The organism is Pontibacter diazotrophicus, assembly GCF_003367245.1.
In the GTDB taxonomy this organism is placed as follows: Bacteria; Bacteroidota; Bacteroidia; order Cytophagales; family Hymenobacteraceae; genus Pontibacter; species Pontibacter diazotrophicus.
Genome location: NZ_QRGR01000033.1, coordinates 13,796 through 28,797 on the forward strand (window position 1 = coordinate 13,796; position 15,002 = coordinate 28,797).

A 15,002-nucleotide genomic window follows, 5' to 3' on the forward strand; every position below is an offset into this window, starting at 1 on the left:
CCTAAAGGCAAAGAGTAGGGGAGGGCACCAAGAGGAATAATGTAAGCAACAGAAGCTTTACCTCCTCTAATAAAAATATTTATTGGCCTAATTAAAAGGTGTTAAATTTACAGGTGGCGGTTTTAGTATCCGGAGATAATAAAAGCCCCTCAGTTGCTACTGAGGGGCTTTCCTGTAGACCTGAGTATCGAATTATCGAACCATGTCCACAAAGATTTAGTGGCTGTTGATAAGTATATAGCTGTAGGAGAGGGTCAATAAACACCCTCTTCTATAATAGCAACTCATTGCCTGTTTATTATATGAAGTGTTATGGTAGAAACCGCCTTTCAAGCCTCTTGGAGTGGTTGCCGGTGAGTACTTTTGCGGGAAGCAGAAACTTTCTGCAGGTTGCTTAATACTAGCCCCATTCCGGTTTTTTGTAGATTCCGACAAATAAGCCGAATAGACTTCAGCTTATATTATAATTTAGTAAAAAATGCGTGCTGCTCACCAGATACCATCATTAAAAATGGTATTTTAATGATGTCTTGCAGAAAGTTCAATGTGCAGAGATAAATTGGCCACTGCACAAAAGTGACGATTAGCATTATTGGGAAATTTGTAACCTCTACTATTTTTATCTTTTTCTTTAATGTTAATGACTGTTTATTATATCTTTATAAGATTGCAATCGGTTTCATAAATGATTTTTACAATAAACATGAAAAGACGAATATTTTTATCAGTTGTAGTGCTGCTACTGGCGGCATTCAACTATGCTTCAAGCCAGGATCTGAAACTCAATGATCTTGAGTATTTCGAGACGCAAGGCATCAATGTCCTGGTGTACAATAATCTTTTTACAGGAGGTTTCAACGATGAGAAGAACGCCGGTATAGAAATAATTCACCATGGCGTCAGAACAGCGCAAGGCGGCGCTGTGAGACTTTCCAACACTCCCGAGCAGTGGGATCTAGTTCCGGAAATACTGAACCGAAAGGTAGACCGTGCCTCGAATACCATCGAGGCTACCTTAAGGTATAAAGAGTATGATTTTGATTCGCGGGTGGTTGTCACGCCGAAGGGTAAAGGGATTGAGATAGCTGTGTACCTTGACAAACCTCTTCCAAAGGCACTTGAAGGGGCCGCCGGATTCAATCTTGAGTTTCTACCCTCGCAGTATTGGAATAAGGCCTATTTGATGGATGGGCGTTATAATCGGTTTCCGCGCTATGTGGTAGGCAACACCGTAACGAGGCCTAACAGTGAAAAACCAAAGCAGTTTAAGGGGTTTGTAACTTCCGACGACAGGGGGACCGGCAAATATATCGATCCGCTCCCGCTCGAAACCGGCCGTACCTTTCTCCTTGCACCCGATGAACCCGAACGTTTGGTAAAAATCGCCTCGCCGGATGCCGATTTGATGCTTTTCGATGGGCGTATGCTGGCACAGAACGGCTGGTTTGTCGTTCGCAGTTTACTTCCGGCAGGAAAAACAGGCAAGGTGTTGACCTGGACCATTGAACCAAATGCAATAAAAGGTTGGAAAAGAGAACCAAATATCGGTTTCTCACAAGTGGGCTACCTCCCTTCGCAACAAAAAGTGGCTGTTATTGAGCTTGACAAGAAAGACAAACCGCTTGCAAAAGCCTCGTTGTATAAAGTGGGCAACGACGGCAAAGCTACCGAAGTATTCGGCGGTAAAATCGCGCCGTGGGGCAACTATTTCAAATATCACTATGTGAAATTTGATTTTACTTCAGTCAATACCCCTGGTATATACTATATCCAGTACGGCAATCTTAAAACAAACAATTTTTTAATAGAAAATAACGTCTACGACAAGATCACCGATGCCACCAGCGACATATGGATCCCCATCCATATGAACCATATGTTCGTCAACGAGGGGTACCGGGTATGGCATGGCGAGCCCTTCAAAGAAGGTTATCTCCAGGCTCCGCCCAACAGCGACCATTTCGACCTGCATGCCCAGGGACCAACAACCGATACCAAGTATAAAGCACTCGAATCGATCCCTGGTTTAAATGTAGGCGGTTTTTTCGATGCCGGCGATTTTGACATCGAGACTGGATCGAATATAAACGTGGTGCAGAACTTTGTTCATACCTGGGAGTATTTTAAACCCCAACGCGACCAGACGTTTGTAAGCCAGAAGCAGCGTTATGTTGATCTTCACCGGCCCGATGGAACGCCGGACATGTTGCAGTTTATAGAGCACGGAACATTGAACCTGGTAGCGCAGGCAGAGGTTATCGGCCACATGTCACAAACCCTTTCCAACGCTGTTCTTGATAATTACCATCACCTTGGTGACGCAGCCTCAGCAACAGACGGCCTCCCCTATAATCCGAACCTTGGCCCTTACGAAGTAGCCCCCGACGGCCAGTCGAGTGGCGTGAAGGATGATTTGTGGGCATTCACAAGCCGCAACCCCAGCCTCGATCTTCGTGCAGCAACCATGTTGGCCGCTGCAAGCCGGGCGTTGAAAGGATATAACGACGATCTTTCTGCAAGAGCGTTGGAACAGTCGAAAAGACTTCTAAAAGAGGCAACGGAACTACTTGCCAACCAGCCGGAGGATACCTCAAGATGGAGCAGATCAGCAAATGTGGGGACCAATCTCCAACTGTATATCGCAACCGGGGAGCAACAGTACAAGGATAAGTTTCAGGAACTTTTATGGCCTGCACTTGACCGTGGCGTTACCTTCCAACTTTTGACGGCACTAAACGCCATACCGCACATGGACGCATCCTACAAAGATAAGCTCCGCCCGTTTGTGGTAAAGTACAATGATTACATCAAAGGGCTTGAAAAGGATAATCCGTACGGAGTACCGATCGACCTTGGTAACTGGGCAGGTAGTGGATCTGTTACGAATTTTGGAACCACCATTTGCTTTGCCAACAAGTATTTCCCAGACGTTGTCGACGCCAGCCATGCTTTCAAGGCCACAAACTATCTGTTTGGCGCCCATCCGTATCACAATTATTCTTTAGTGGCAACGGTGGGTGCCACTCGTCCCAAAGCGGTCTTTTACGGCAATAACAGGGCCGATTTCTCCTTTATTCCGGGCAATGTTGCTCCGGGTGTATTATTCAGAAAACCCGACCACTTTGAAAACTACGACGACTGGCCGTTTCTGTGGGGACAAAACGAGGGCACGATTGCTGGAAATACCAGCTATTTAATTTTTGGATCAGCTTTCAAGAATTTAATAAAATAAACAACCTGTATTGAGCATATTAGAGTCAGCTACTGATTCGAACTGTTAAATTTTAGCGCAAGTGATAAGTCCATTCATTGATGGCTTATCACTTACGCTATTTTTTTGAGCTGTGCAGAAGGCTGAAAACGATTTGATAAACAGTACAATCAGGGGGTATACTTAACGGTTTACACCAGGGCTTTAAACTTTGAGTTTTGCTAACATGCGGTATAAAAAATGCCGGACAGTTGGCAATTCAAGGGTTGTAGCCCGCTTCCACTTACGTGTAACGTGACAGAATACCGCTTCAAACGGCAGCTTTTTATACCGCCAACGGTTGCCTCTCTATTAAGCATAATGGGGCTTATGGGCCACAAACATGTGAGGTTCCTCATCCAGGGGAGCCTTACATGTTCTATAACGACAATTATGTTAGACAGAAGCGTAACGGTTTCATATAGTTATCGGCCTCGTTAAGCTACAGATAAAGTTTGCGAAGCATAAGGAATGTCCTTCACCATTGTAGAAACGAGCAGGGCAGAAAAAGGCATTGTGGCTACCAGTGTTGGCAGTTGGTATTTTGTTCTTAAAGCAAAGCTGTCCGTTATTTTACTCATCCTAATTCAGCTTATTAGAGCTTTTAGCCCATCCTTTATCGATGTACTTGCTGTAAGATTATCTCTTTTTATGTGATGAAGGGCTTCAGGGAATCAAGCGGTCTTTGCGCAATTGCGTGAACAGGTCAAAAAACGACTCGTCGGTTCTTTGGTATATCAGGAAGCCCAGCTTGCGGCTCTTGGACATGTCGGTCATCACCTCAATGGGACGTCCCAGGTCCAGATCAGTGTGCCAGGGTGAAGCCAATCGATTCAGATCTGGTTCTGCCAGGCTGTACCGCCCGGCAATATCGCGCCACAACGGGCCATCCTGGGCCATTTGGTCCTCCAGGGGGTGAACGGTACCGTCAAAGCCAACAGGCTCCACATCGAACCAACTGGCCAGGCGCTTCCACAGCCATTTCCAGCGAAAGTACTCTCCGTTAACTACATTGAACGCTTCATTATGGGCTGCTTCCGTCGTTGCTGCCCATATCAAATGCTTGGCCAGCACCCGTACGTCGGTCGCATCCGACAGGCCGTTCCACTGTGCTTCTGAGCCGGGCCATCGGAACGGTCGCTTCGTTTCCCTGCAAATAGTGGCGTAAACGGCTAAGGTGGTTCCCAGGTTCATCTGGTTGCCTACCGCCTTTCCAATAACCGTGTGCGGACGATGAATGCTCCAGGTAAAGCCATCACGGGCGGCAGCGGCATACACCTCATCTTCCTGAGCATAATAAAAGTTCTCTATATCCAGCCGGGGCTACTCCTCGCGCAAGGGCGTTTCAGGCAGAAATCCTTCTTTAGCATAAGCTTCGAAAGGACCCAGGTAATGCTTCAGCCCTGTTACCAGGGCCACGTGCTGCACCGATCTCTTCGGAGACAAGGCATTCAGCAGGTTGCGAACCATCGCTGCATTCACCCTGATATTCTCTGCCTCTGTTTCCATGCGCATCCAGCTGGTGAAAAACACGTGCGTGGGCGCAGTATCGGCAAGGGCGGCCGACAGGCCTTCAGGACTGAGAAGATCTGCTGCAACTGGCCGTAAACCATCTATGCTCACATGAGGATTTCGAGCCAGGCCATAGGTAGTCCAATCCTGCTTTACCAGTTCTTCTGCCAGGTTACTACCTGTGATCCCGCTTACACCCACAACTAAGGCTACTCTGTTCATAATTCTTTTTTTAAATTCATCTAAAGCTTATAGGTACGACTTTTAACTCCAGGGGGCTACCAGCAAATCAGAATCATTCCTTTTCAAAAATTTTCTTCCGGTGGTTTAGCCCCCAGCCCTTCAAAGCTTCGATGATAGGAGTCAAGGTATCGGCATAGGGTTCTGGCTTATACAGGATCTTAACCGGGTAATCATCCACTACCACTCGCTTTATCAGCTGGTGCTGCTCCAGGTCCTTGAGTTCCTTGGCCAGAACCTTCGGGGTGATCCCGGGGATACTCTCCTGTATATCTGTGAACCGCTCGTTGCCGGTCATAACAGAGATGATGATAGGCAATTTCCATTTGCCATTAATTACTTCGATCGCATCCCGCACCGGCTTTACCGTGTCAAGGCAGGACAGGTACCCCATTTTATTAGCCATAAGTCATGAAATTAAGCATTTCACTTTCCTTTAGGAAAGTACTATACAAAGGAAAGTAAAAAACGGTAACTTTGCAACAGCTTAATCAACTGATGCACAGTATTTCTGGAGGGAGAGGCAATTTGAAAAAGTCTTAACGCCAGACCCCGTTGCTTTGGCCGAAGGGATCATCGAAAAGCGGATAAGTAAATACCGGATAACAGGCCGGTAGCTAAAAATTGATCATTAATAAAATAATACAACATGAAAATAGGAGTTATCGGTGCCGGCGTGATCGGCAAGACCCTGGCAAGAAAATTTAGTGAAGCGGGACACAACGTTACACTCGCAGATGCCAGAGGCGTGGCAGGCATTCAGGCAATTGCTAACGCAGCCGGTGTAAGGGCAGTAGAAGTAGATGATGTTGCAGAGGATGTGGATGTGCTTGTTGTGTCTATTCCTTTTATCAATATCCCGGACCTGGTAAAAACACTACAAGGCAAGATTGGTGATCGTGTCGTGATCGTTGAAACGACAAACTACTGGCCGCATCGGGATGGAAAGGTAGAAGCGGTTGAAAACGGTATGGTGAACAGTGTATGGGTGCAGGAGCAGTTTGGCCGACCGGTAGTAAAAGCATTCAGCAATATTGGCGCGTATAGCCTTGCTACAGAAGGAAGACCAAAAGGAAGTAAAGACAGGGTTGCGGTGGCCGTCTCGGGTGATGAGCAGAAATCAAAAGAGGTGGTGCTAGGCCTGGTGGATGACGCAGGTTTCGACGCACTGGATGCCGGTCTACTGGAAGACTCCTGGCGCCAGCAGGCTTGTTCCCCAGCCTATTGCACAGACCTGACATTGCCTGAGCTTGTCCAGGCCCGGGCATCAGCCAACAGAGAAACACTTAGAGAAAACCAGGAGCTGTTATTTGGCAAAATGCAGGACATAGGTGACGAGTACTTTAAGATTATCTTATCAGGAGATTACCCTGAAGGCTTTGTTGACCATGCGGTAGACATAGTCCGCGCTATCAATAATTTGCCTCCAAGAAAGCACTGATAGTTAAATTATTTTTTGAGTTTAAATTGAATACAAGATATGAAGTTAGGAATCATTGGCGTCGGCCATATCGGTAAAACGTTAGCACTAACATTAAGTGCGGCAGGACATGAGGTAAATGTCGCTAATTCCAGAGGCCCGGAAACTATAGATACTGATGTGCTTGCTACAGGTGCGAAGGCGGTTACGGTACAGCAAGCTGTTTTAGACAAGGATGCTATCATTTTATCCATCCCTCTAAACCGCATTCCTGAGATTGCGCCGCTTCTGGCAGGTGTTTCAGATGAAACAGTCGTCATTGACACCTCAAACTATTATCCCGGACGTGACAACAAGATTGACAGCATTGAGGCCGGGCAGGTCGAAAGCCTATGGGTGCAGGAACAATTGGAACGTCCGGTAGCAAAGGCCTGGAACGCCATTGGTTCAGATTCCTTTGCCAAGAAAGGTAAACCGGCCGAAAGCCCTGACCGGATTGCTATCCCAATAGCTGCAGATCGGGAAATGGACCGAAAGGTAACTATCGCATTGGTTAGTGATACCGGATTTGATGCTTTCGACGCAGATTCCCTGGCGGATTCCTGGCGGCAGCAACCAGGAGCGCCTGTATACGGCACGGATCTAACGCTGAAAGAAATAGAAGCTGCCATTGATACAGCCGAAAGAGAGCGGTTGCCCAAACGAAGGGATTTGGCTGTTGCGGCATTTCAAGAACGGTTGGGAGATGCCACCACCAACCCCGATGCGGATTATGGTGTCCGTTTAAGCCGCGTGTTGTATATGTAACTTATAAGGTCATGGATTCTTCCAGAGAAAAAGTAAAGCACGCCTCTAAAACAAGTAAACAGATGCTTATCGGCTTGCATATAGGCAATGGATACGGTTCTCAGCAGGGAGCATGGCGCATGCCCGGCGTTGATCCAAAAAGTTATACCAGCTATGACGCGCGGGTCAAACAGGCCCAGGCAGCTGAACGCGGTAAGTTTCACTTTATATTTTTGCCGGATGGCCCTGGTGCAGCTCTAACTGATATAGAAAATGAAGCGCCTAGTTTTAATCTCGATGTGATGCTCACCCTTGCTGCTGTTGCACGGGAAACCAAGCGAATTGGTTTAGTAGCCACCGGTTCTACTACATTCAACGAGCCTTTCAATCTTGCCAGACAATTTAAAGCGCTGGATGTTATGAGTCATGGCCGCGCAGGCTGGAATGCAGTCACCTCCAGTGGTGATGCCGTCGCAGCAAACTACGGAAGAAGCATTCCGTCCAGTGAGGAACGCTATGGACGTGCGCACGAGGTCATCCAGCTCATCCAAGCACTTTGGGGCAGTTGGGGAAAAGATGCCTGGGTACATGACCAAGAGAGCGGACAGTTTGCGAAGAGAGATCAGATCCTTCCAATAAATGTAGAAGGAAAGCATGTGGGCTCTCGGGGACCACTCTATATTCCTCCGTCGGAACAGGGGCAGCCCCTCATTTTCCATGCAGGAGGCAGCCCTAATGCCCATGAACTGGCAGGTCGTTTCGCCAATGCGGTAATTGGAGCAGCATTTACCATTGAAGATGCACGTGCCCAACGTAATGCATTCCGGGAAGCGGCAAAACGTTACGGCCGGGACCCCGACGAGATCAAATATATCCCCGGCCTGATGACTACCATCGCCAAAGACAGACGCACGGCACTTGATCGCCGAATCAAGTTAACGGAACGATTATTCCCTCAACGAGTGGTGTATCTCCAACAGATGCTTGGCATACGCCTTGATCTGAACAGTCTGAATGAACCGCTCTCAAAAGAACAATTGGATGCTGCGCGTCCATCACCGTTTGATCCTCGCTCAGCCCATGCTCTGAAGATTGCAAAGGAAGGCTGGAGCCTGCGCGATATCATTGCCCATGGTGTAATTGATTATCATCCAGTGATTGTGGGGCCGGGTATTGAGGCTGCCGATCATATGCAGGCGTGGTTTGAAGCCGGTGCCGCGGACGGTTTCTGGATTTCCGCCGACGTTGACGAAGATGGCATCGATGCCTTTGTGGATGAAGTGGTTCCCATCCTGCAGGAACGTTGTCTCTTCCACCAGGATTATCAGGGCAAGACTTTACGCGAACACCTTGGTGCTCCCGATCAGTATGGAACTGACCCTCGCGTTTCCACACAAGGCAAAGGCACCATGGAGGAGTAAGGAATGATTAATCTTCAACGAATTAAACCAAAACAGATAAAATATGGAAATAGGAATAATCGGCGCCGGTAACATAGGCAGCACACTGGCCGGATATTTGACAAATCTCGGACATCAGGTTACGATTGCAAACTCGCGTGGTCCGGAATCATTAAGTGAAATTGCTGCGAAAACCGGTGCCACTCCCGTGACGACGCAGGAAGCAGCCGGAGCAAAAGACCTTGTCATTATCGCAATTCCCGACAAAGCGATAGTAAATCTCCCAACAGATATATTGTCTGCTTCTAAAGCCATTGTTGTAGATGCGGGTAATTACTACCCTTCCAGGGATGGTAGGAACGCTGCTATCGAAGGCGGGTTAACGGATAGCGAATGGGTAGCCCAGGTGCTTGGCCATCCGGTGATCAAGGCTTTCAACAATATCGTTGCCCCAAGCTTAGCTTCGAAGGCTGTTCCAGCTGGGAGCCCGAATCGAATTGCTCTCTCGGTTGCCGGTAATGATGAGCGTGAAAAACAAATGGTCATGGAGCTCATTGATAAGATTGGCTTTGATGCCATAGACGGGGGGGCTTTGTCGGAGTCATGGAGACAGCAACCGGGTGAGCCTGCCTATTGCCAGGATCTTGATAAAGATGCGTTGAAAGCCGCCTTGCAAAAAGCCGACATCAGTAAACGTGCGGAAAATCTTGAACAGGCAGATGAAATAGCACGCCCATATCTTTAGAGGTATGGGAAGTGATACTGAAACGGAGGGCGGCGGAAGTCTTGCTGGATCGTGGAGACAGGAGCCGTGTACGCCTGCCTGTTGTACCGAACTGAATGCAGCGGAAAAGGGAAAAGCCCCTGCCGTAAGCGATGCTGTAATGCAGAAATTTCAGAATTTGAAGTCCTTTCCTTCTCACAAAGAAATGGTTGCTCTAAATCGTTCGGCTGCCGTTGGAAATCTAAAGTAGATTTGTTTGTTTTTGTACTTGACTGAAAGGCTACTATTAGCATCGTTGTACGCTCACTTGTGCTGGTGGTAGTTGCTTCAGCAAGCATGCTCGGTGCCTGATAAACCGTAAGGCTAAGAGAAGAGAACCCAGCAGATGAAACATGATTAACCAACTGTTTGGCTTGTAAATAGCTGTACCCGGTAAACAGAAACGTCTAAGACTTTTAATAAGAATCAAGTACTATGGATGATCAGAAGATAGCCTATTCCATTTTAGAACTAGCCATTGTTTCCCAAGGCGAAACAATAAAACAAACCCTGAACAATGCACTGGCTTTGGCAAAAGAAGCGGAAGCAAATAACTACAAACGCATCTGGTTTGCCGAACATCATAACTCAGATAACATTGGCAGTAGCGCCACCTCCATCCTCATAGGCTATGTGGCAGAAAACACTTCCAGCATCAGAGTCGGTTCGGGTGGTATAATGCTTCCCAACCACTCTCCCTTGATTGTGGCAGAACAATTTGGAACCCTCGCCCATTTGTATCCCGACCGCATTGATTTAGGACTTGGAAGAGCACCTGGTACCGATTCTCAAACTGCACAAGCTATACGGTCTGATTTTATGAAGGCAGCGCAGTCGTTTCCCGAAGAAGTGGCTAAAATACAGCGGTACTTTTCGTTGGAAAACAAAAACTCAAACGTCAGAGCAGCCATTGCTGAAGGCACCGATGTACCGCTGTATATATTGGGCTCCAGCACAGACAGTGCCCACTTGGCGGCCAAAAAGGGATTGCCCTATGCGTTCGCCAGCCACTTTGCTTCAACCTACTTATTAGAGGCATTGAAGATCTATCACCAGGAATTTCAGCCTTCTGAGTTTTTAAACCAGCCCTATACCATAGCCGGGGTAAATGTCTATGTCGCCGATACTGATGAAGAGGCGGAAATGATGTTCACCAGCCTTATCAGAATGTTTGTGGGTGTGCTGACCGGAGCTAGAGATCCATTACACCCGCCAACAGAAATGACAGAAGATTTGAAAGCACTGTTGAAGCACCCTTCCTTGCACCAAATGCTGAAGTATTCCTTTGTGGGGAGCAAGGAAACGGTGAAGAAGCAAATAAAAGCATTTTTTGACCAAACCCATGTGAATGAGCTCATTGCCGTATCCACCATGTACAATCTGAATGACCGCTTAAAATCCGCAAAACTGTTTGCAGAAATCATGACAGAAATAAATTAAGGCAGATAAAAAGGAAGGGAATTATTCTAATAAAGAGCTATGCCAGTTCTATGCTTCGATAGCATTTGGTATTTAGTCCTTATCTACCCGCTTTTGCGTCTCATCAAACGGCTGAATTCTGTTACGGCAAGGGAGCAGTTGCTGGCTGGGCACCGGTGCTTGTAACTTCCCCTGCACTGATCTGGCGGTTTGATGGCTGTAAAGAGGAGGCTGTCGGTAGGATATGTGGCGGCTTCTTGGGAGCATCCAGCGCAAGACCCCGGCCCGTGCACTAATAAAATATAAGAAAAGTCTTCTTACAAGCGGGTGTATCACCCGCGCCAACCGTTGCTGGATAGCTACGATAGGCACCCGCCGCAGGTCCGCGCAATACCAGAAAACGTGGGAATGATAAGATTGTGGAACCTGCAGCGGTATCTGCCCCTGCAGCCTGTATGGCGTCTCATTTTGTCGTCTCACAAATCAAACCTATAATTTATTTTAAGAGATGAGTAGCTGAGACCGTTCATAATATCATAAACAGTGTGTCAAAGGCTAATAAGATAGATTTACCTAATGGCAAATAATAGGGGAGGGCACCAAAGGGAATAAGGTAAACAACAGAAGCTTTACCTCCTCCAAAGAAGTAATATTTGGTTAAATCGAGAGGTATTAAATTGATAGGTGGCGGTTTTAGTGTCCCAAGAAAATGAAAAAAGCCGCTCCAGTTTTATCTGAAGCGGCTGTTGTAGACCGAAGGAGTGAATTATCGAACCTTTTCCACATAGATTTAGCAGCTTTGGCAGAATTTATAGAAGCTCAATGACGTACCTAAGGTAGCCTGCGGTTTTTCACTTAGCTATTGTTGTAGAACCTGCTCCTAGCTTTTTTGTAGAGCTTTAATATGAGCAAACCTATAGATGGGTAAGTTCAAATGTTATATATTGACCTACATGTGCAAGTATGGTGGTTCATTTATAGGCACCAAAATGTGGCTGCAAAACAAGCATTATGAACTATGGATAACCCTTTGCTAATCGGCTTAACCTGCGGCGGCGCTTTTTTGCTTGCCTTTCTGCTGGTCAACCACCCGGGTAGGAGCAATACCGTCGCCAACAGGTGGCTCGCTTTTTTCGTGTGGACCTTCGCCTGTGCCATGCTGGAGATATTCCTGCATAACTTAAGCCTTCATGTACAATACCCAACAGCCTTTGCTTTCGTCGAAGCCGTTCGGTTCCTATCTGCGCCTACGTTATACCTGAGCATCCTCTTTTTCACCACACCCTCTAAGCGGTTCAAATTACAGGACCTTTGGCACTTTGCCCCTTTTGCGTTCTGGATACTATACCAGGTGGTCAACGTTTGGAGAGGAGAGAACTTGCGGTTTGACAGTGAGCTTGCACAAAGCGCTTTTCTGCATATTATACGGATCGTCATCCCGCTGCAAGCAGTGGCTTACCTGTTTATTTCCTTTATAAGACTGCGGCAACACCAGCGCAACATTGAAAAGGTAGCCTCCGCAACCAAGGCCGTTGATCTTTCCTGGCTGAGGCACTTTCTTCTTGCTCTGGTTGCCGTGGTACTGGTTTGGTTTAATCTTGCCTTCTTTAACATTACGGAGCTGTTCAGCTATACGCCCTTCCTGTATCTAGCAGGGCTCTACTCGCTGGCCTACTTTTCCCTGCGACAGAAGGAGGTGTTTTCCTTTGCTCCGGCGCAACTCGCGGAGTTGGAGCCGATCATAGGGTCAGCCGGTTCCGATAAGAACGAGAAGCAGAAAAGGCTTTCCGAAAGTATGGTGCAGTCGCTTCAAGTTAAGCTGGAGCAAGTGATGCAGTATGACAAAGCGTTCCTGGAAAACGAGCTCAGTTTGCCCGTGCTTGCCCATAAAGTAGGCGTGTCGGCACATGAGCTCTCTTACCTGATAAATGAGGTGTACGGAGAGAACTTCTACGCTTTTGTAAACAGGCATCGGGTGGAGGAAGCAAAACGCCTGCTGTCCTCCACGCAGCATGACCAGCTGAACATGCTCGGAGTGGCCTTTCAGGCAGGCTTCAACTCCAAGACCACCTTCAACACAGCTTTTAAAAAATTAACAAGACAGTCACCAACGGAGTTTGTGAAGCAGTCACTCCAACAGCAACAGGCGAAAAACGCCTGAAATATGTTCTTTTGGATACACCCGAACGCTAGAATACGGGGCGTTCGCCATCTTCAGGTCAAAATATTTTTAACTGAAAAGACAAAATATGACGACCCGCAGAAAAGCTCTTTTTCTCTTTCTTTGCCTGATTAGCTGCCTCTCCAATTCAAAGGCTCTCTGCCAGGAAGTACCTACCCCTCAAACTTTGGAGGAGCTGAAGTCGCTGTTGGAGAGCGAAATGAAAAGGCAGCACGTGGCGGGCATGATGCTGACGATCGCTACCCGTGACTCCACAATTTATACGGGCGGTCTCGGCTATGCCGATGTAGATAAGAAAGTCCCCGTAACTGACCGACACCTCTTCCGGCAGGCATCCATCACCAAGCTGTTTACCGCTCTTGGCGTACTGAGCCTGGTGGATGAGGACAAATTAGAACTTGATTCCCGCCTTCGGGACATTGCCCCTGAAATACCCTTCCAAAATGAATGGGAGGAGGCGAATCCCGTCACCATTGCGCAACTCATGGAGCACAGTACCGGCTTTAGTGATAAGTCGCCTATGGAGGAATTTAACTTTGAGCGTGAGGAAATAAAAGGTTTGAAAGGCCTCGAGGTACTCCAGGATCATATGGAGTCAAGGTGGAAGCCAGGGGAGAGGCACTCTTACTCAGGAGTCAACTACGCCATACTCGCCTATGTGATTGAGAAGGTCTCTAGTGAATCTTTCCAGGATTACATGCGGGGGAAAGTGTTTTCCCGATTAGGTATGCCTGACGCCAATGTGAGCCTTACAGATGAAGGATCGGGAACTTACAGCAAGGGGTATATTTGGAATGGCAGCAGATTTCAATTGGTACCGCATCAGCCGCAGTATAACCCCGGATACGGCTCCCTAAATGCCAGTGCCATGGATTTTGCCCATGCCCTGCAGGCCTACCTGCACGACTGGCAAACGCCCAAAGAACAGTTTCTGTCCAAGGAGATGCTGCATGATTCTGAGACGCCGCATACCTACCTATCCGCCCAGGCCGGGCTTCACAACACCTACGCCTTCGGGAACGAGAGCAGGGAGATAGGCGGTACGGTTTTCAGAGGCCATTCTGGATCGATAGCGGGTTACCTGTCGAACTTCCTTTATAACCGGGAGTTGGGCCTTGGGTTTGCCTTCAGCGTAAACACCTTCAATCCCGGTTTCCACCGCTATGCAACAGACCTGATCGCGCGGTTTCTGACACAGCACCTTGACACTCCGACAGACCCGCCCGTCTACCCGCTTCAAGTATCTGAGGTCAAGCCCTTCCTAGGGTATTACAGGCTCAGTAGCGGCTCTGACCGCTACATGGGTTACTTTCAGAGCCTGCAGAGCACGTTCAAACTGGAGCGGCACCAGGATGTGTTGAATGCAAACTTCCTTCTTGGCGGCTCCATGAACTGGAAAGCGGCAGACAGCCGTCGCCTGTTGTTTACCAATGAATGGGCAAAGGACCCAAGGATTATGTTGCTGAGGGACGGTGAGAACCAACCGGCGATAGTGGAGGACACGATGTATTTCGAAAGAATAAGCGCAGTTGAGGCGTGGGCACCGATTGCCTTGCTGTTCCTTTGCCTTCTCATCATGGCAAGCTCTATTGTGTTCGGTCTCGTGTCAGCCACACGCTTGCTTCTAATTAGGAAGAAAAGTCTAAACGCATATCTTCTGCGGCTTTCACCGGCCTTGGCTACGCTTGGCCTGCTGTTGGGCATTTGGGCAATTTCCCAGTTCATACACCACATCACGACGGGGGTGCCTATTAGCGACATTACCATAATGTGGACGACTGGAAGATACCTTTTTGCTTTCTTTACACTTGGCTCTGCAATTTTGCTGGTGTTGCGCTGGAAATCTTTGCAGAGTAGGTGGCTGAGGGTCTATATGGCAGCGGTGGCTCTCTGTGGCTGCTACTTATTTACAGTTCTGGTGATTAGCAACTGGTACTAATGCTGCCGCTAGCAGGGGAGCTAAGGCCTCCTACTGTAGGGTTTTAATCCTAAAAATAAGAGGTTATAATATGAGTGGTTTTAACCGAAGG

Annotated in this window: 13 protein-coding genes; 8 read left to right on the plus strand and 5 right to left on the minus strand. The window is 47.8% G+C overall.

The window, feature by feature from the left end:
* Positions 1-703: 703 nt before the first annotated feature.
* The gene (locus DXT99_RS22395; RefSeq protein ID WP_115567850.1) at positions 704-3,232 is read left to right on the plus strand and encodes a glycoside hydrolase family 9 protein; all 2,529 of its coding nucleotides are present in this window, start codon (positions 704-706) and stop codon (positions 3,230-3,232) included.
* Positions 3,233-3,687: 455 nt separating this feature from the next.
* On the opposite strand, the gene DXT99_RS27160 is transcribed toward DXT99_RS22395, so the two are convergent.
* The 4 genes from DXT99_RS27160 to DXT99_RS22405 all read right to left on the minus strand — a co-directional run bounded on the left by DXT99_RS27160 (position 3,688) and on the right by DXT99_RS22405 (position 5,408).
* Positions 3,688-3,831: a hypothetical protein gene (locus tag DXT99_RS27160; protein ID WP_181885224.1), complete on the minus strand. Its 144-nt coding sequence runs from the start codon at positions 3,829-3,831 to the stop codon at positions 3,688-3,690.
* A gap of 85 nt (positions 3,832-3,916) precedes the next feature.
* On the minus strand, positions 3,917-4,567 hold the full coding sequence (locus DXT99_RS27595; protein WP_394851342.1) for a Rossmann-fold NAD(P)-binding domain-containing protein: 651 nt from the start codon (positions 4,565-4,567) through the stop codon (positions 3,917-3,919).
* Positions 4,568-4,573: 6 nt separating this feature from the next.
* Complete coding sequence (locus tag DXT99_RS27600; RefSeq protein ID WP_246000961.1) at positions 4,574-4,984, minus strand: NAD-dependent epimerase/dehydratase family protein; 411 nt, start codon at positions 4,982-4,984, stop codon at positions 4,574-4,576.
* A gap of 73 nt (positions 4,985-5,057) precedes the next feature.
* Positions 5,058-5,408 carry a winged helix-turn-helix transcriptional regulator gene (locus DXT99_RS22405; protein ID WP_115567831.1) on the minus strand — a complete coding sequence of 117 codons (351 nt, stop codon included), beginning with the start codon at positions 5,406-5,408 and terminating at the stop codon, positions 5,058-5,060.
* 243 nt (positions 5,409-5,651) lie between these two features.
* Between DXT99_RS22405 and DXT99_RS22410 the strand changes: the two genes are divergently transcribed.
* The 5 genes from DXT99_RS22410 to DXT99_RS22435 all read left to right on the plus strand — a co-directional run bounded on the left by DXT99_RS22410 (position 5,652) and on the right by DXT99_RS22435 (position 10,811).
* The gene (locus tag DXT99_RS22410) at positions 5,652-6,443 is read left to right on the plus strand and encodes an NADPH-dependent F420 reductase (RefSeq protein WP_115567832.1); all 792 of its coding nucleotides are present in this window, start codon (positions 5,652-5,654) and stop codon (positions 6,441-6,443) included.
* Positions 6,444-6,482: 39 nt separating this feature from the next.
* Complete coding sequence (locus DXT99_RS22415) at positions 6,483-7,229, plus strand: NADPH-dependent F420 reductase (protein WP_115567833.1); 747 nt, start codon at positions 6,483-6,485, stop codon at positions 7,227-7,229.
* An 11-nt stretch (positions 7,230-7,240) separates the two neighbouring features.
* A complete protein-coding gene (locus tag DXT99_RS22420; RefSeq protein ID WP_115567834.1) occupies positions 7,241-8,629 on the plus strand; it encodes an NtaA/DmoA family FMN-dependent monooxygenase in 1,389 nt (462 codons plus the stop codon).
* Positions 8,630-8,672: 43 nt separating this feature from the next.
* Positions 8,673-9,353 (plus strand): NADPH-dependent F420 reductase, encoded by a 681-nt coding sequence (locus tag DXT99_RS22425; protein WP_115567835.1) that lies wholly within the window; start codon positions 8,673-8,675, stop codon positions 9,351-9,353.
* A 453-nt stretch (positions 9,354-9,806) separates the two neighbouring features.
* Positions 9,807-10,811: an LLM class flavin-dependent oxidoreductase gene (locus tag DXT99_RS22435; RefSeq protein ID WP_115567836.1), complete on the plus strand. Its 1,005-nt coding sequence runs from the start codon at positions 9,807-9,809 to the stop codon at positions 10,809-10,811.
* Between the two features lie 72 nt (positions 10,812-10,883).
* On the opposite strand, the gene DXT99_RS26880 is transcribed toward DXT99_RS22435, so the two are convergent.
* Positions 10,884-11,270, minus strand: coding sequence for a hypothetical protein (locus tag DXT99_RS26880; protein ID WP_147294278.1), 387 nt, complete (start codon positions 11,268-11,270; stop codon positions 10,884-10,886).
* 538 nt (positions 11,271-11,808) lie between these two features.
* On the opposite strand from DXT99_RS26880, the gene DXT99_RS22440 reads away from it, so the two are divergent.
* Both DXT99_RS22440 and DXT99_RS22445 read left to right on the plus strand, forming a co-directional pair.
* A complete protein-coding gene (locus tag DXT99_RS22440; RefSeq protein ID WP_115567837.1) occupies positions 11,809-12,951 on the plus strand; it encodes an AraC family transcriptional regulator in 1,143 nt (380 codons plus the stop codon).
* 88 nt (positions 12,952-13,039) lie between these two features.
* Positions 13,040-14,911 (plus strand): serine hydrolase domain-containing protein, encoded by a 1,872-nt coding sequence (locus DXT99_RS22445; RefSeq protein WP_115567838.1) that lies wholly within the window; start codon positions 13,040-13,042, stop codon positions 14,909-14,911.
* Positions 14,912-15,002 lie beyond the last annotated feature (91 nt).